The organism is Sphingobacterium sp. 18053, assembly GCF_902706145.1.
Classification (GTDB): domain Bacteria; phylum Bacteroidota; class Bacteroidia; order Sphingobacteriales; family Sphingobacteriaceae; genus Sphingobacterium; species Sphingobacterium paramultivorum.
In genome coordinates this window covers 566,820-583,845 of record NZ_CACSJW010000004.1, presented here as the reverse complement: position 1 = coordinate 583,845, position 17,026 = coordinate 566,820, and the positions used below count along the sequence as shown (strand labels likewise).

Sequence of the window (17,026 nt, the reverse complement as noted above, 5' to 3'; positions counted from 1 at the left end):
TACTATGAAGAAAATTCGCGTAGGACTTATTGGTTTTGGAATTTCAGGTCAGGTTTTTCACGCTCCCGTGATGCGTTCGATAGCTGAACTGGATCTTGTTAAAGTGACCGCTCGTAAAGCAGATCAGCAAAGTTTGCTAAAGGAACGCTATCCACTGGCAGAAATTGCTTTGTCTGCAGATGATATTTTTAATGATGCAACCATTGATTTAGTCGTGGTTGCAACGTCCAATGAAATGCATTATCCTTTTGCAAAACGCGCTTTGGAATCAGGGAAACACGTTGTTGTAGAAAAACCCTTTACGAATAGCGTCGAGCAGGCCGATGAGCTTATCGCTCTGGCTAAGGAGAAAAATCTGATCTTGGCACCCTACCATAATTTAAGGTTCAACTCAGACTATCGGACCTTGGAGAAAGTGATCAAAAGTGGGCGGCTGGGACGGATTGTAAATTTGGAATCTAGGTTTGATCGTTTTCGTAATTACTTGCGACCTAATGCATGGCGAGAGGAAAATTTGCCGGGTTCTGGTATATTTTATGACCTAGGACCACATCTCATCGACCAGGCTTTGCAGTTATTTGGAAAGCCGCATGCTGTCTTTGCAGATTTGGCTGTCCAACGGGATCATGCGAAGACCATTGACAATTTCGACTGCTTATTGTACTATGATAACTTACGGGTTTCCCTGAAAGGTTCTATGCTTGCAAAAGAACCCACGCCACGTTATCGTGTCTTTGGAATGAACGGAAATTTTGTAAAATATGGTGTCGACCCACAGGAAGCCTTACTGCGTGATGGTAAATTTCCTGATGAGGATCCAACCTGGGGACAAGAAGATCCGAGTCTATACGGCAAGCTTAATATTGTTGAACAGGGGAATGACATTGAAGAAATGATTCCTTCTGAAATAGGTTCCTATCCTGATTTTTATCAGAACGTTGCAGATAGTATATTGGGGAAAACTACCTTGATCGCATCGGCAGAGCAGGCACGGGATGTCATTAAAATTATTGAATTGGGATATCAGAGTCAATTGGAACGAAGAGTTGTTTCTGTTGAAAATACATTGATTGCTTATTAGATTGTTGCTGTGAGTATAATATACGATGCTATCATTATTGGGGGCGGAGCCTGTGGTTTGATGTGTGCAGCCCAAGCAGGGCTGATTGGAAAGAAGACCTTGGTGCTTGAACGAAACGATAAGATTGGTGCGAAGATCTTGATTTCAGGAGGTGGACGCTGCAATTATACAAATATCGGTAATAGTCCCGCTAATTTCATTTCTGAAAATCCAGATTTTTTACATGGTATATTCAAACAATGGACAGTGGACGATACCATTACATTTTTTGAACAATATGGTATTGTAGGGCAGGAAAAAACACTGGGCCAGTTGTTTCCAGAGACCAATAAAGCAAAAGATATCGTTGCTGTATTTTCAAAAATTTTATACGAGACAGGGCAGGATATTGCATTGAATACCTTGGTGAAATCTGTAGAAAAAAACGATAATGGCTTTGTGGTAACGGTCGAAAATGCAAAAGGTGAGTCCCGATATCATGCACATAAAGTTGTTATTTCTTCTGGCGGGCTTCCGGTCCAAAAACTCGGGGCTTCGGACTTTGGAATACGCCTAGCCAAACAATTTGGTTTGAATGTAGTCGGTACAGCGCCTGCACTAGTCCCTTTGACAATAACTGGAAAAGATGCTGATTGGTATAGTTCTTTGGCTGGAAATTCGGTGTTCTCGAAAGTTTCTGTTGCCGGAATGTCTTTTGAAGAGAATATTCTCTTTACGCACTGGGGGCTAAGCGGACCTGCAATTCTTCAAATATCAAGTTATTGGAGACCTGGACAGGAGATTACGATTGATCTACTGCCAAATTTTAATTTAGATAATCTGATTAAACAAGAGCGACAATACGGAGGGAAACGACTTGTTTCACAATTGCTAAACGATTATTTCAGCAGAAAATTGGTCGATGCCCTTGGGGAATTTTTGGCCTTGGATACCAAAATCGCCTCACTTAGTAAAGCTGATGCGAAATTGATTGTTGGTACTATCCATCGCTTCAAGGTAAAACCTGCGGGAGATAAGGGGTATGATAAAGCTGAGGTCATGCGTGGAGGAGTTTCAACGGAAGAGCTAAACCCAAAGACTTTAATGTCTAAAAAAGTTGAAGGCCTTTATTTTGGAGGGGAGACTGTTGATATTACGGGATGGCTTGGCGGTTATAATTTCCAATGGGCTTGGGCAAGTGGTTATGCCATCGCCCAAGATATTTAGGCATTTTGGGGGGGAGTGAGAGGGGCCAATCTATTCCGGAAAAAATGGGTTAAGCAAGATCATTGATAGAAATATTATTCGATAGAAATATTATTCATTTTGTGAATTTGACGTTTTATCGACAGATTTCTCAGCATAGAGTTGTGTGGCAGCAGCCAAGCGCTGTTTTATTCTCGTTTGTAAATTTCTTGGGGAGAGTACTTTAATGGATTCGCCAAAACCTAAAATTTCTCTTTCCAGTTCAAAGTTAAGTACAACATCAATACGAATTAAGATTGAGCCATCCTCCTTTTTGTCTAAAATCTGCTGTGAAGAATGTAAGGGTTTTGTTGCTACATAAGGTGCATTTTTTGCATTGACTTCCAATATCACCCGGTGGCCGCGGTCCTTTTGTGTCTTCGTTACGCCTATGGTATCCGAAAAGTAACGTTCGAAATCGACGCCTGTATATTCCTTGTATGAATTTTTGCCCATTTCCTCAATGGCATTGATCCGATCAAGTGCTAGTGTCATCAATCCTTCACTCTTTTTATGCTGACCAATTAGAAACCATCGATTACGATATTCTTTTAAGAGATAGGGCGAGAAAACAAGATCCTGCTGTTGTGTTGCTTTGAACGATTGGTAGCTGATCAGGAGTGGTGTTTTTTCACGAATGGCTTGATGCAGTGGACTGATAAAAGTAAGGCCTTTTAGCAGATTGTTGCTTTCCATTTGTATAATAGAAGGTGAATTGTCCTTTTTTGTATGGATGCTATCTTCAAGTCGTGCGACGATATCGCTCATTTCATCAAAGCTGGAGAAACCGCTCACATGCTTAAGTACCTCTACAGCCTCCTTCATTTTTTGCATGTCACCGACAGAAATCGGTGAATTGCTAATACTATAGTTGGGATCTTCATAGGTGTAGAATTTGCGGTGCAAGACGACAATAGGCGCATTGTAGCCGAGCTTATTGCTACGCATGAGTTGAATATCTCCTTGTATGGTGCGTTTACTTATCCCATTTTTGATTCCTTCAAATTCATAGAGTGCATCGGAAACCTTTTCCATAAGATCTTCCAAGGTCCATTTCCGATGTCGTAAACGAAGACAATGGTCAATCGTTTTATAACGTATAAGAGCTAGTTTATTGAGTGCCATGTTTTTTTTGATAGATTGAAAATACAAAAACTTTCTTTATCTACGCAAGGTAATTGCGTAGATTTTTGTGCCTGTGAAGCAAAATGAATGGTCTTTTCGAAATTGAAAAGAAATTCGGGTTTATCCGAGTAAAATAGCTACTTTTGCGCAGAAGCAAACTGGTTCTATCGCTGCTCTTTTTTGAGAGGAGAGGAAAGTCCGGGCAACATAGAGCAACACGCTTCCTAACGGGAAGGCTGCTATGAAAATAGTAGACAGAAAGTGCCACAGAAAATATACCGCTTTTCGGAGTAAGGGTGAAAACGTAAGGTAAGAGCTTACGGTCTTGTATGGTGACATATATTACGGTAAACCTCGTGTGTTGAAAGACCAAATAGGTTGCGAAATTCGAAGGCTGCTCGTCTTCTTTCAATTTATTGGAATTCGTAATGGGTAGGTTGATTGAGTTTGTCAGCGATGGCAAATCTAGATAAATGATAGAAATTCCACTTCGGTGGTCTACAGAACCCGGCTTACAAGGTTTGCTTCTTTTTCGCTAATTGCTAAAAAAACCTTATATTGATTCCCGTAATTGAAAAAATAGCATAACTCTCGATTTATGAGTACAATTTTAATCATTGATGATGAGCGCGCCATCAGAAGTTCGTTGCGTGATATCTTGGAATATGAAGATTATACGATTTTAGATGTCGACAATGGCCGGGATGGATTAGATATTTTAAAAAAGGAAAAAATAGATCTTGTTCTTTGTGATATCAAGATGAATACGATGGATGGGATGGAAGTTTTGACGGAAGCACACCAAAGCAGCCCGGATATCCCTTTTATTATGATCTCTGGACATGGTACGATTGAAACAGCTGTTGAAGCAGCGAAAAAAGGAGCATTTGACTTTTTAGAAAAACCGCTGGACCTAAACAGACTATTGATCACGGTTCGTAATGCACTGGATAAAAGTTCCCTAGTCACAGAAACCAAGGTCCTGAAACGAAAAGTTAGCAGCTCGAAAACAAAAGATATACTAGGTGAATCGGGGGCCATCAAACGTATTAAGGAAACAATTGACCGGGTTGCACCAACAGAAGCCCGTGTATTGATTACCGGGGCGAATGGCTCGGGAAAGGAATTGGTTGCACGCTGGTTACATGAAAAGTCAAATCGTGGACAAGGCCCATTGATCGAAGTGAACTGTGCCGCAATACCTTCTGAATTAATCGAATCAGAATTATTCGGGCATGAAAAAGGATCCTTCACGTCGGCTATTAAACAACGTATCGGGAAGTTTGAACAAGCTAGCGGTGGAACATTGTTCTTGGATGAGATCGGAGATATGAGTCTATCCGCGCAAGCTAAAGTGCTAAGGGCATTACAGGAACATAAAATCACGCGAGTTGGGGGCGACAAAGAAATTGACGTCAATGTCAGGGTAGTAGCTGCGACCAATAAGGATTTATTGAAAGAGATAGAAGATGGTAATTTCAGAATGGACTTGTATCACCGTCTATCTGTCATATTGATCCATGTGCCAGCGTTAACTGATCGTGTCGATGACATTCCTCTATTGTCCACAAACTTCTGTGAAGAAATCTGTATGGAATACGGGATACCTGTAAAGGAGATTACTACTGCTGCAATGCGGGAATTGAGTCATCTTCCTTGGACAGGTAATATTCGGGAATTGCGCAATATGATTGAACGTTTAATTATTTTGAGCGACAGGTCGATTACCGATAAAGATGTTGTTGCCTTTGCTAACCCGTCCCGCGAGCCAGTGAATGGTATAGCTCATGAAAAAAGTGCAACGAATTACGGATTAGATATGGACTCCTTTGATTCGTTTCAAGATTATAAAGATCATGCGGAGAAAGAATTTATAAAATATAAGTTGGAAAAAAATAATTGGAACGTCTCCAAGACGGCCGATGATTTAGATATTCAACGTAGTCACCTGTATAGTAAAATAGAGAAGTTTGGTCTAAAAAGAGATTAACAGTTTAGTGAAATTTCAGTCTAGCAGCTGTGAGCGAAAATTGCAGTTCACTCGGACAAAGCGATAAAAAAAGAGATTCCTTATGGAATCTCTTTTTTTATCGGTAGAGAGGTGACATCCGAAGTTATCGGACTAAGTGTCGTCAACCCCTCAACCGGGTTATATTTCTTGTGTTTTTAAAATTGCTTTTATATTGGCAACTGATATTTCTGTATAATTATTTATATAATCATTACTTGCAGGTAATTCTTCTTTTTTATGGGTTGAAAGTACGGCGACAACTTTCATTTCAGCATTTTTCGCCGCGGTAATACCAGAAAAAGAATCTTCAAAAACAATACAGCGGTCAACAGGAATTTGCAGATTTTCCGCAGATTTTAGGTAAACCTCAGGATGTGGCTTATGTAGTTTTACGTCTTCGCTGCTTAGTGTGGAAGAGAATAGCTGACGTATATTCAATTCATCCAAAATTAAGTCCATATTCTCTCGGGGAGCAGATGTCGCCACAGCAAGCTTAAAACCGTTATTTTTTAATTCCGTTAGAAACTCAATTAAGCCCTTAATAGGAGCAACGTGTTCTTTATAGATAACTCTAAAAAGTTGCTCTTTTTCAAATTCAAGCGTTCGTAGTTCCTCAGGGGATATCGGACGTTGAAAGAAATGCTGCATGATGTAACTGTTATGCTTACCATACATGTGCTGTTCAAATTCCTCTTCTGTAGCCTGTTGTACATTGTGGTTTTTAAAAAAAGCTCTAAAAGCTTCCGCATGGAAAGGGTTGGTGTGGCTTATGACACCGTCCATGTCAAATATCGCTGCGTATTCTGTCATTGAGCTAATATACAATAATTGCCTTGTTTGATCGATTTTACTCATTCATATTCTGGTAAATATTTTCTTCCGACTAGAGAAAGCTGAGATTAAAGCGCCCTTTGTCGCAATTACTTACGTCATTATGAAATTGGAAAAAGTCTTCATAATCATTGGCAGGATAGCTGCCTTCAAAAAGTTCCAATTTTCTGTAGGTGAATAGTTTATTGTCCTTTATTTCTGACCTAAATTCATACTTTCCAAATGGTTTATTAATAATTTTCTTTTCAGGAGTTATATTTTTGAGCATATTTTCTGGGAGGGCGATGCTAATGCTATCGATATCAGCGTAACCCCTTTCAATGAAAATATCTTCCGTTCTATTTCTACTTTCTGCAATATTGGAATGTGTATTGAATAAATTAGGCTGGATCAAAAGTTTATTACCATTTTTCACAGCGTAGTTTTTGATAAAAATATTCAGGTTCTCCTCAATAAATGGATTTTCCTCCTTATGTTCAATATAGTTTACCTGATTGAAATTGATATTGTCTATATTATAATATTCCGTGAGAAGTTTATTCTTATCATTATTGCTGGCTAAAAGCACGTCCATATGGTTCTCATATTGGGCTCCATAGAACTTGGTATTTAAGGTGCCCTGGATGCTTCCGTCTTCCGAAAGTTTTAGGTCGGCATAGCGCAGTTGAAGATTGGTTGAGTTAATATATTTCGGCGTATGCATGATAACTCCACCATTTTCGGTGCAAGCAACGACATCTCTATCATCGGTAAAGTCGCTAAGAAAACCAAATGGTAGGTTTTGGCTCGTACATTCCAGCCAAGTCGTATCATTTTTGAATGGAATACATAAAATGACGTGATTTCCGTCCTGGGCATTTGCAAAGGTTTTGTGAAAACTTTCTTTGCGTCTGCCTGCTTCGACAATACAGTAATAGGAAGGGATATTGACCGCCGACAACATGCTTCGCATGTAATTCGCCAGTGCTTTACAATCACCATAGCCCAAGCGGTCAACCTCAGAAGCAGGAAATGGTTCTAAGCCTCCAATGCCGATTTGAATACTGATGTAACGTGTGTTTTTTTGTAAATAATTGTATAGAATCTTTGCTTTGTCCTTATCTGAGCTTGCGTCTTTTGTTAATGCTATAAATTTTTGTTTAGACGCTTCCGTCAAATCTTCTTTTTTGTTCAATAGGCTATTGGATACCCATTGGCCAAATTCTTTCCAATCCCCGAAATTTCCAGTCTTACCATAATAAATAAAATTCTTGGGAACGATGAGTACATTTATTCTTTTCAGGTTAGGATTGGGGCTATAAGATTCCTCCTTTTTTGCAGCGATCTGTTCAGTATTCCATGTCTTACTTTCAGTCTTGTCATTTTTCTCTTCTTTGATACTTCCTTTATAGTTCGTTGTTTCAATTCGGCATTCAGTGCCAATTGGTGCAATAAATTGAAAGCTGCTTTTCTCTACGGATACATTATTTGAGACCTCAGGAGTCCAAGATGGAATGATCAAGTTTTGTTTACTTCTAACTTCGTATTGGTATTCGACGGTATAGGGATAGCTATGATAGTCAGGTACATATAATTTTACCCGAGAATCGGCAAACATCGTACTGTTGTCCACAGCGCTGATATCTTTGAAATCTTTCGTTGCAATTTTCTTTTGCAATATCCCCATTTCGTTATAGATGGCCCCCTTAAGACTCTTGATTTCAGTGGATTTATTATAATATACTGGGAGTGCGGCATAACGGTCCCCATTTTTATTGTAAACTGTGATAGCACAGGTTATGGTTGTGATGACCTGTTCGGGCGATTTCATTTCTACCACAGTTTTATCATTGCGTACAGTTGCTACTGCTCTGCTCTTTAATGCACTTGGAATATTGGCGACGTCGTAGTTATCTTGTCCAATTGCGAGGATCGGAAGCAGGAAGTATAGTAAGTTGATGAATACGATTTTCATTTTTTACCGATTAATTTTATGTCTAGCTTTTGTTGTTGAATAATACGTGAATACAATTCTTTGAGCGAAAAATATTCATCGACTGAAAATATAGTTTTGTTAAACGCAAGGCTTTGTAGTATTTCAAGTTGATTGCCATTGACCTGCGTTACATATCTATATTTTGCAGTTGACTCCGGGAGTGCTAATGATGCATTCTGAGGCTTCTCAGCAATTTCATAATGATCAGGAATGGTCAATTTAACGGAGTACAATGTTTTGGATTTAAAACCCATATCGACTGGATAAGTTCTTTCCTGTGCTTTAAATGGATTGTAGGAAATCCTGTCAATAACATTGGGCGCTAGCAATAATATGTCTTGTCCCATCTGTTTGGAGACATCTACGATGACATCAAATTCCTCTATCAATAGCTGATCAATTTCTTCAAGGTTTTGGATACTCGATTTTGTTAAAGTTACGTTGGGCATTTCTTCGTCCAGTTTTTCCCAATATTCCTCCAAAGAATTGAATTTGGCGATATGTTGGCGCTTTAAGAAGGCTTTGTTACCCCTGCTACTTATGGTCAGTTTTCCCTTAATTTTAGATTGTTCATCTAAAGCTCCCTCCAATACGTAGCTCACATCGGAAGATTCTTCTACCGTAAGCGGAAACCAATCCGAGCTCTTTTTGGAGTAGATAATTCTTCCTCGTTCATTTAAACATTGTAAAGGTAGTTCTCCAAAAGGTAAGTATGAATTGGAGGCATCTAGTTTATATTTTACACCATCTATATTTACGCAGGCGATGACATAGTCGAAGTCAGATAATACGGGAAATAAGGCATTGGGAGTTCCGTTTCGTCGCGTTGAAAGAATAATAGGGTAGGCCTCCAGATCTGCAGTTAATAGCGCGGTTACTAGCGCTAAATTGATGTCGCCAATATTGCCAGTTCGTTTTTCCAATGCTTTTTCAATGCCAGATTCTGCATATTTGCCTAAATAGTTATTCCATTTTATTTGTTTGTTGATATAGTTATATATCTTCTTTGCTTTTTCTAATTTGGTGTCATTAGGAGAAACAATTGTTGCTAAACTGGCTTTGAATAAGTCTGTTTTTTTTAATTGACCACCAAAAGCCTTTTCATTCATTAGGTCCGTATCTACGTCTTTCCAGGTTTTACTAAATGTCTTCTTGCTACCTGTACTGGGATAAAAGATTGATTCAAGCTCATAATAGATAGCAGATTTGAAATTGGTTGGCGAAGTCATGTAGTCCTCTTCAACAAATGCCGGAATGTTCTTCATTGTATAGGTCAATTTTGAACAATCCATTCGCAGTCCATCCAGGAAAATATATTCTTTCAATGCTTCGGCTTTTTGATCGGCAAGTTTGTAAGGACCACGTAAAACTACATTGTAGGCGAAAGAAGCAGGAATAATAGCTATATATTGGCTTTGTATTTTGGGAATATCATCTTGAAATTCCCATGTCTTGAAATTAAATAAATCCTGCTCTAGCGTCCGATAGGACACTTCAATAATAGACCCTTCTTTAATATTCGGAAGGGTGAATTTATTAAGGTCCAGATAGGGCGAGTAATTTTCCCTGAAAACTTTCTTATTTTCAAGCTCTGTTTTCTCGATCCTGCCATTTTCTAAGTTATATGTAACAGCCTTTAGTTCGTCAAAATAGTCACGTATGTAACTTCCGCGTTTATACGAGGGAATTTCAAAATTAGCTTTTTTAAACCCCTCTTTGTTATTGATCCGGATAAGTACATGGTATTCATGTTGAAGTTTTATACGATTATCATAATCATCAACAAAAACAGAACTCCGTCCAAACTCATTGAGCACAATAGCATTGGCATTACTATCCAGGTCTGTTTTCGAGAAATCCGAAATAGAAACCTTACCAAAGTCAAAAGTTTGGGCTATACTATTTGTATAAATAGAAAATATTAAAAATAGCGTTAAAAACTGGCGCATAACTATAGGTGTAATAATTCACGAATATAAGTTTTTAGCCAAAATTAAACGATACTTCAGAATAATTATTTGTCTAGTTGCAAAAGATTATTAATAATTTCGGTGATGTTATCGATATCTTCACCATCTTCCAGCATAGAGAATGCAAGATAGGTGGCGTAGATTTCCGGACTGAATTTTACGTGCTTATCAGCAATAAACCTATCGATCTGTTCTTCATTACATTCAAAATTGATGCTCTGTAATTCATTGAAAAGATTGGTTGAAATGGTCTGATGATTTTCACCACAGGCAAATCCTGCAATGATATGGAATAGAAACTTATCGGTTATTTCGTCATCTTCCTTTTTGAACATAGCACGAATATGCTTATAATCGAATTTAGTTTTTGCGCTATTCACAATAGTGTCCCAAATCTGATACTCTGCTTTTGTCTCCATAGCTCGCTTTAAATTTATATTGGTATAACCAATATAGCAAAAATAATTTGATTTTTGGCAAGGATAATGAAACTTATTGGCCTACTCAAAGGAGCTGTAATAAGCGGATTATCTGTAGGTATAAAATTCACCAGATCCTCAGGTAAAGGACGGGATGTCAATCATGATGAATAACTTAGGCTTGTAATAAGGTGAAAACAATCTCTCCTAAGAAGCAGCCTAATATAACGCCAAATAGAATCGACAAAATCACTTTTAACCATACTGGGCTTGTTGCTAAAATTAGTTTCATGCCGCAAAATTGCTTTAAAAATATGCTTGAATGAAGACTTTTCTCTTATTTAAAGCTAGCTGTGGCGATACGATGACATGAATTTTTGGCTTTGTGGTATGATAATTGAAAATTAATATTTGAATTCGATTTTTTTAGTAATTTAAGTCGGAAAATGAAATTGTTGAAATAGCCTGATTTATAATTATGATAACACGAATAGTATTGACAATTGCTCTATTTACTTTAACAAAAGTTGGGCTTGGCCAACAGGTGAATATTGATAAAATTCGAAAAGAATATGCGGAGGCCGTGAAGGATGAGGATCTGTGTGAACATAATTTAGAGGTGCTGACGGAAGGTGCCAAATCACCGACCGAGAAAGTATACCTGGCCGCTTATCAAATACTTTTAGCGAAACATATAGGCAATCCTTTTAAGAAAGTTGGGCAGTTCAAAGAGGGCAAAAAGCATTTGGAAGAAGTGATTAAGGAAAATCCAAATCATATTGAAGCACGGTTTATACGTTGGAGCGTACAGGTGCATGCGCCTTCTTTTTTGGGATATAACAATAATATCCTTGAGGATAAAAATTTCCTTGTTAAAAATCTTTATAAATTACCCAATGAAGAGGCTAAATCAATTATTTATAATTATCTCAAAGGCGCAAATCCCTATCTTAAAGGTGGGCAAGTATTTAGCGCTACAGAGCTGAAGGAGCTAGCCCAATAGGACGTTAAAGGTTGTTAATTTGACAAGACTGTGGGGTATTTTGGCTAGAATATTGCGTATCTTGCTGTATGAATTAATTCAACATCTACAAAAAGAGTATATCATGAAGAATTTAGTTTTTCCAATGACTGTATTAACGGCCAGTTTGTTTGTTATCGGATGTGGTGTCAGCAAAAAGCAATATGCTGGTTTACAGTCCGACTATAGTAAATTGCAAACGGAGCACAGTCAATTGACCAAGCAATATCAGGATGGACAGCTTCAATTGGCTGAGGGTCGGACACGGATCAAGAGTTTAGAAGATCAGTTGGCCTCCGAACGACAAAATAATACGGATCTCCGATCGGCTTATGCTGCTTTGCAGAAATCGCTAGATAACAGTATTAATCAGAATTCACAGGGAAATATTAATATTTCCAAGTTGGTTGATGAAATTAACGCTTCAAATAAATATATTAAGCATCTTGTTGAGACGAAAAACAAATCCGATTCCTTGAATCTGGTATTGACCAATAATTTGACAAGATCGCTTAGCCGTGAGGAATTGCAGGAAGTTGATGTACAGGTATTAAAAGGGGTAGTTTATATCTCACTTGCTGATAATATGCTTTACAAATCCGGTAGCTATGAAATTAATGATAGAGCTGATCAGACATTAAGTAAAATTGCAAAAATTATCCAGGATTACAGAGATTATGAAGTATTGATTGAAGGTAATACCGATACCGATCCAATTTCTAAACCTAATATTCGGAATAACTGGGATTTAAGTACCTTACGGGCTTCTTCTGTGGTACAGGCTTTACAAAATAAATATGGTGTGGATCCTAAACGCTTAACTGCAGGCGGTAGGGGAGAATATAATCCAATTGCAGATAACACTACGGCACTAGGTAAGCAACGGAATAGAAGAACGCAGATTATTATCACCCCTAAATTGGATCAATTTATGGAGTTGATTGATAAGGCTCCGGAGGCTACTGAGGTACCATCGGCACAATAGATTTTAATGAGGTGAAAAAAAATCCTTTCCGTTTTCGGAAAGGATTTTTTTATTATCCAAAGAATTTAGTCGGGTCAAAACCGTGCTCTTTCAACACATCATCTGGTACACCATTCCAGACTCCGGGTTTATTTCCGGCATAGCCAATATCTTTTACACCTATTTCACTCGTGTAAAATCCCGAGGAAGTCAGGTTGCGCATCAATGAAAAGAAGGCAGCACCTTGTTTCATTTCCGGTTTTGCCAAATCAGGGTAGGCGATATCATCCACCAATGCAAGTTGATCTTTTGCACTGCATTTGATAAATACTGTTCCGTAACGCTTTTTGGACTGGAGGTCCAGCCAACGAAGTCCGCCACGCATAGGGATTTTATTATCAGGCAAATCTTTTACGATAAATTCGATAAAATCGGGTACTCCCGCTTCCGAAGCGCTTCCTGAAATGTTATCCTTAGGAATAATAATATCTGCCAAAACAGTGATTGTGGCCATTTCATGTTCGTCAAAAAACTTTTCGGCGTATAATTGTTCCGTACGTTCGTATTCAAAATCCTGGACTCCAGGTAATTTTTTGCTATTGTCTGCTACTGCATTTTTAGCATCTTTTGAATTGCAAGCTGCGGTTAAAAGACCAGATCCAGCTGCAATTAATCCTAATGCTCTTAAAGATTCTCTTCTATTCATGCTTTTAACCGTTTAATTTTTTCTTTTCTTGAAGTATATATTCTGCTGTCCGCATTGATAAAGCGAGTATTGTCCAGGTCAGATTTTTGTCACCTTGTTGTACAAATGGTCCCGCATCCACGACGTAGAGATTTTTACAATCGTGCGCTTGTCCCCATTTGTTCAAAACGGAGGTTTTAGGGTCATTTCCCATTCTTGTGGTACCACCTTCATGAATAATTTTTCCGGGAGCTTCCAGTCCATACAATGTATCTGCTCCTGGTATTTTAGAAGTAATTACAGCGCCCATTTCGTGCATAATAGACTGAAATGTCTCTTGCATATGTTTGGCTTGTGCTATTTCTTCATTAGCCCATTTGTAGTTGAAACGTAGCACAGGAATTCCGAATTTGTCGACTTTATCGGGGTCAATTTCACAGTAATTGTCTTTTCTTGCCAATGCCGTTCCCCGGCCTGCCATACCTACATTTGCACCATAATAGCTACGGAAATCTTCTTTTAATGCAGTACCATAACCGCCTTTGGCTTTTGACTTCCCATCCGAATTTTTCGCAAGGTCATTTACTTTCGGTACCCAATTTAAAAATCCATAAGAGGGCATATGTAAACCACCACCATATTCGATGTGGTAACCTCTTGGGAAATTCAACTTCGCATTATCTTCCCACCATGGTGAATAAATATGGACACTTCCAACGCCATCTTCATTATAACGCTTCCTGTCAAGTAGTTGTGGTAAAAAGCCCGATAAACTGGCCCCTGTAGAATCGTGGAGATATTTTCCGACTAAACCGCTGCTATTACCAACACCCCCAGGATGCGATTTTGATTTGGAATTTAACATGATCCGCGCGCTTTCACAGGCGCTAGCACCCAAAATAACGGTTTTTCCCTTAACGGTATATTCTTGCAAATCCTTGGTGTTTACATAAGAAACACCAACTGCAATTCCTTCATCATTTGTAATGACTTCTCTTACCATTGCATTGTCTATCACCTTTAGATTACCCGTTTTCATCGCTGGAATAACCAGACAAGATGAAGAAGAAAAGTCTCCATAAACTTTACATGCACGACCACATTGGCCACAGTAGAAACAGGTACCTCGATCTTTAATATCTTTTGATACTTCGGTTAGCACGGCTCCTCTTCCGGGAATCACTGGAACTCCAGCTTTTTTGGCACCTTTTGCAATATATAATTCGTTTAAGCGTGGCTTAGGTGGTTTCATAAAAATACCATCGGGTTCGTTATGAATACCTTCTGCCGTGCCATATATTCCGATCATTCGATCTACACGGTCATAAAATGGCTTAACTTCTTCATAAGTGATAGGCCATTCGTCTGTTACTCCATCCTTTGGTTTGAAATCGTCAGGTCCCATACGTAATGAAATTCGACCCCAGTGGTTGGTTCTGCCGCCCAGCATACGTGCTCTAAACCATTCAAATTCAGTTCCCGCTACCTTGCTGTAGGGCTCACCTTCGATTTGCCAGCCACCGAAGGCGGCGTCAAAATCCCCGAATGGTCTTGTGGTACCGGCACCTCTTCTTGGAGATTCCCAAGGCCAGCGTAGTTGTAACGAATCTTTTGCTGGGTCATAAAAAGGACCTGCTTCCAGCATCAATACTTTAAGCCCCGCATGTGCAAGTATATAACCTGCCATACCACCACCTGCGCCGGAACCAACTACGATGGCGTCAAATAATTCGGGATTTTCTTTAATTTGATAATCTGACATAATTAAATGAAGTAATTAATTGAGAGGCCTGTACGCTACATTTGCCCTAAGGCTGCTATGTAAATGAGAAGGTTCAATTAATTTAATGGTTATTGTTTCATGTTTAAAATCATCGTGAATATATCGATAAAAATTTGTTTTTTTTAATTTAATTTATCGATTTAGCAGATTTTAAATAAAGAATATGGGATTGTTACAAAAAATACCGTGTTTTATTAAAATTTTATGGAGAGCAGTCATTAAATACTGCGTTTATTCCGTTGCAACGGAATAAACGCAGTTGTCATTTACAGGTCTTTTAGTTTGATGACTTTGTTGATATGGATTTCCTGTAGAAAGACCGCATCATGTGAAATGACGAGTAGCGTACCTTTATAAAGCTGAATCGCTCGGGTTAGAATCCGGATATTTTGAAGATCTAAATTGTTTGTTGGTTCATCAAGAATAATTAAATCTGGAGACTGTTGCTGAATGGTGAGGCAACATAATATCAGACGCATTTTTTCACCACCACTCAACAATTGGCAGGGCTTGTCCCAATCGTATTTTCCAAATAAGAACCGATTGAGCCTAATTTTGATCTCATGTTCAGGTAGCGCGTCGCTATTGAATTGCTGGGCCTGCTCGTAAATACTTAGATGCGAAGACAAAATGGAGTATGTTTGATCTAAATATATCGAACGAAATGATTGGCGTTCAATTTTTCCTTGTACAGGTGTCAATTGGCCGAGTAGAAGTCTGACAAATGTCGTTTTACCAGATCCATTCTGTCCTTGTAGTGCGATACGATCTCCACTGAATAATTGAAAGTTGATATTAGCTGGCCAGAGTCCTTGTGAGTCATACTTGAAATTGACATTTTCGACTTTGACCATACTCTTTCCGGTTGGAAAGGTACTGTTTCCTAAATCTATTTTAATCTCATCCAGTGCAGATTGTGAACCTCGGAGTTCCTGTAGATCGGATTTGATATCTCCAATTTTGTCCTGATGCACATTTTTTATCTTGGCGGTACTCTTTTCAGCATTATTGCGCAGTGTATTCATCATGATGCGCGCTACACCTGCCTTTTCCTGTTTTTTTTGACCGCGGTTGTTTAATCTATTTTGGCGTTCGATTGTTTCTCTTTCTTTCTCCTTTGCAATTTTGATCGCCCTTTCCTTGTGGTGGATATCTTGTTGTAACGCATGGCGCTCGGTCTCTTTTTGAGTTTCGTAAAAGGCATAATTCCCCCCATACCGCTTGATGCCCATTGGGGTCATTTCGGCCATGTCATCCAGTAAATTAAGCAGGGTTCTATCGTGGCTGACAATAATCACTGTGTTTTTGCTTGATTGAATCCAATCGTATAGTAGCGTTTTGCTATCCATATCCAAATGGTTGCTGGGTTCATCAAGAAGAATAAGTTCGGATCGGTGAATGTGGATTCCGGCCAATAAGACTTTTGTTTTTTGTCCACCACTAAGGGACGACATCTTCTGTGTCAACTGGATATCGTGTAGATCCCATTGCTCGAAAGCTTCTTGGCATCGTTCCTCCAAGGTCCAATCATCTTGAAGTCTATTGAAATTTTCTTCAGACGCATCGCCAGCTAATATGGCGTGGAGTGCATTTAATTTTTTGGCAATGCCAAGTGCTTCGGCGACTGTATTATCCTCAAATTGTCCCACAACTTGAGGGACATAATAGGTACTGGTACTGACTTGTACGCTGCCACTGGAAGGTAATAGTTCTTTGGCAATCAGTCGCAATAAAGTTGATTTGCCGACACCATTGTGGCCGATGAGCGCTATTTTCTCTTGCGCATTGATGTGTAGATTTATGTTCCCAAACAATAAATCTTTATTCGGATGTATATAAGAAAGTTGTTGTAATGAAAGCATGTTGAAATTCTTTAAATGTTAGAAAAGACCATTTGGACAGGTATTGTCAATGGATGGTATTTATTTCGTTCTAAA

Annotated in this window: 13 protein-coding genes and 1 other RNA gene; 6 read left to right on the top strand and 8 right to left on the bottom strand. The window is 38.8% G+C overall.

Going from position 1 to position 17,026, the window contains the following annotated elements; translation table 11 throughout:
• The first annotated feature begins 4 nt into the window (after positions 1–4).
• Together GVK91_RS12225 and GVK91_RS12220 are read left to right on the top strand one after the other, a co-directional pair.
• On the top strand, positions 5–1,081 hold the full coding sequence (locus GVK91_RS12225; RefSeq protein WP_159729041.1) for an oxidoreductase: 1,077 nt from the start codon (positions 5–7) through the stop codon (positions 1,079–1,081).
• Between the two features lie 15 nt (positions 1,082–1,096).
• A complete protein-coding gene (locus GVK91_RS12220; protein WP_159729148.1) occupies positions 1,097–2,287 on the top strand; it encodes an aminoacetone oxidase family FAD-binding enzyme in 1,191 nt (396 codons plus the stop codon).
• Positions 2,288–2,377: 90 nt separating this feature from the next.
• On the opposite strand, the gene GVK91_RS12215 is transcribed toward GVK91_RS12220, so the two are convergent.
• Positions 2,378–3,430, bottom strand: coding sequence for a YafY family protein (locus GVK91_RS12215; RefSeq protein ID WP_153846151.1), 1,053 nt, complete (start codon positions 3,428–3,430; stop codon positions 2,378–2,380).
• Between the two features lie 151 nt (positions 3,431–3,581).
• On the opposite strand from GVK91_RS12215, the gene rnpB reads away from it, so the two are divergent.
• Together rnpB and GVK91_RS12205 are read left to right on the top strand one after the other, a co-directional pair.
• An RNA gene (gene rnpB, locus GVK91_RS12210) (RNase P RNA component class A) lies at positions 3,582–3,961 on the top strand.
• 67 nt (positions 3,962–4,028) lie between these two features.
• Positions 4,029–5,420, top strand: coding sequence for a sigma-54 dependent transcriptional regulator (locus GVK91_RS12205; protein ID WP_159729039.1), 1,392 nt, complete (start codon positions 4,029–4,031; stop codon positions 5,418–5,420).
• A gap of 159 nt (positions 5,421–5,579) precedes the next feature.
• Here GVK91_RS12205 and GVK91_RS12200 read toward each other — a convergent pair whose 3' ends face one another.
• The 4 genes from GVK91_RS12200 to GVK91_RS12185 all read right to left on the bottom strand — a co-directional run bounded on the left by GVK91_RS12200 (position 5,580) and on the right by GVK91_RS12185 (position 10,636).
• Positions 5,580–6,296, bottom strand: coding sequence for an HAD family phosphatase (locus tag GVK91_RS12200; RefSeq protein WP_228280319.1), 717 nt, complete (start codon positions 6,294–6,296; stop codon positions 5,580–5,582).
• Positions 6,297–6,324: 28 nt separating this feature from the next.
• Positions 6,325–8,226, bottom strand: a complete 1,902-nt coding sequence (locus GVK91_RS12195) for a DUF3857 domain-containing protein (RefSeq protein WP_159729037.1) — start codon at positions 8,224–8,226, stop codon at positions 6,325–6,327.
• Positions 8,223–10,196: a transglutaminase domain-containing protein gene (locus tag GVK91_RS12190; protein ID WP_159729035.1), complete on the bottom strand. Its 1,974-nt coding sequence runs from the start codon at positions 10,194–10,196 to the stop codon at positions 8,223–8,225. Before GVK91_RS12190 ends, GVK91_RS12195 begins: the two co-directional genes overlap by 4 nt.
• Before the next feature lie 65 nt (positions 10,197–10,261).
• Positions 10,262–10,636 (bottom strand): hypothetical protein, encoded by a 375-nt coding sequence (locus GVK91_RS12185; RefSeq protein ID WP_153846155.1) that lies wholly within the window; start codon positions 10,634–10,636, stop codon positions 10,262–10,264.
• 478 nt (positions 10,637–11,114) lie between these two features.
• On the opposite strand from GVK91_RS12185, the gene GVK91_RS12180 reads away from it, so the two are divergent.
• Positions 11,115–11,639, top strand: coding sequence for a hypothetical protein (locus GVK91_RS12180; RefSeq protein ID WP_120334876.1), 525 nt, complete (start codon positions 11,115–11,117; stop codon positions 11,637–11,639).
• 103 nt (positions 11,640–11,742) lie between these two features.
• Complete coding sequence (locus tag GVK91_RS12175) at positions 11,743–12,642, top strand: OmpA family protein (protein ID WP_153846156.1); 900 nt, start codon at positions 11,743–11,745, stop codon at positions 12,640–12,642.
• A 52-nt stretch (positions 12,643–12,694) separates the two neighbouring features.
• Here GVK91_RS12175 and GVK91_RS12170 read toward each other — a convergent pair whose 3' ends face one another.
• The 3 genes from GVK91_RS12170 to GVK91_RS12160 all read right to left on the bottom strand — a co-directional run bounded on the left by GVK91_RS12170 (position 12,695) and on the right by GVK91_RS12160 (position 16,951).
• Positions 12,695–13,327, bottom strand: a complete 633-nt coding sequence (locus tag GVK91_RS12170) for a gluconate 2-dehydrogenase subunit 3 family protein (RefSeq protein WP_159729032.1) — start codon at positions 13,325–13,327, stop codon at positions 12,695–12,697.
• Between the two features lie 4 nt (positions 13,328–13,331).
• Positions 13,332–15,068: a GMC family oxidoreductase gene (locus tag GVK91_RS12165; RefSeq protein ID WP_120334875.1), complete on the bottom strand. Its 1,737-nt coding sequence runs from the start codon at positions 15,066–15,068 to the stop codon at positions 13,332–13,334.
• A 287-nt stretch (positions 15,069–15,355) separates the two neighbouring features.
• Positions 15,356–16,951, bottom strand: coding sequence for an ABC-F family ATP-binding cassette domain-containing protein (locus GVK91_RS12160; protein WP_159729030.1), 1,596 nt, complete (start codon positions 16,949–16,951; stop codon positions 15,356–15,358).
• Positions 16,952–17,026 lie beyond the last annotated feature (75 nt).

Coding starts and splice junctions, on each gene's coding strand:
- GVK91_RS12225 (WP_159729041.1), top strand. CDS start 5: ATGAAGAAAATTCGCGTAGGACTTATTGGTTTTGGAATTTCAGGTCAG.
- GVK91_RS12215 (WP_153846151.1), bottom strand. CDS start 3,430: ATGGCACTCAATAAACTAGCTCTTATACGTTATAAAACGATTGACCAT.
- GVK91_RS12205 (WP_159729039.1), top strand. CDS start 4,029: ATGAGTACAATTTTAATCATTGATGATGAGCGCGCCATCAGAAGTTCG.
- GVK91_RS12200 (WP_228280319.1), bottom strand. CDS start 6,296: ATGAGTAAAATCGATCAAACAAGGCAATTATTGTATATTAGCTCAATG.
- GVK91_RS12195 (WP_159729037.1), bottom strand. CDS start 8,226: ATGAAAATCGTATTCATCAACTTACTATACTTCCTGCTTCCGATCCTC.
- GVK91_RS12190 (WP_159729035.1), bottom strand. CDS start 10,196: ATGCGCCAGTTTTTAACGCTATTTTTAATATTTTCTATTTATACAAAT.
- GVK91_RS12185 (WP_153846155.1), bottom strand. CDS start 10,636: ATGGAGACAAAAGCAGAGTATCAGATTTGGGACACTATTGTGAATAGC.
- GVK91_RS12180 (WP_120334876.1), top strand. CDS start 11,115: ATGATAACACGAATAGTATTGACAATTGCTCTATTTACTTTAACAAAA.
- GVK91_RS12175 (WP_153846156.1), top strand. CDS start 11,743: ATGAAGAATTTAGTTTTTCCAATGACTGTATTAACGGCCAGTTTGTTT.
- GVK91_RS12170 (WP_159729032.1), bottom strand. CDS start 13,327: ATGAATAGAAGAGAATCTTTAAGAGCATTAGGATTAATTGCAGCTGGA.
- GVK91_RS12165 (WP_120334875.1), bottom strand. CDS start 15,068: ATGTCAGATTATCAAATTAAAGAAAATCCCGAATTATTTGACGCCATC.
- GVK91_RS12160 (WP_159729030.1), bottom strand. CDS start 16,951: ATGCTTTCATTACAACAACTTTCTTATATACATCCGAATAAAGATTTA.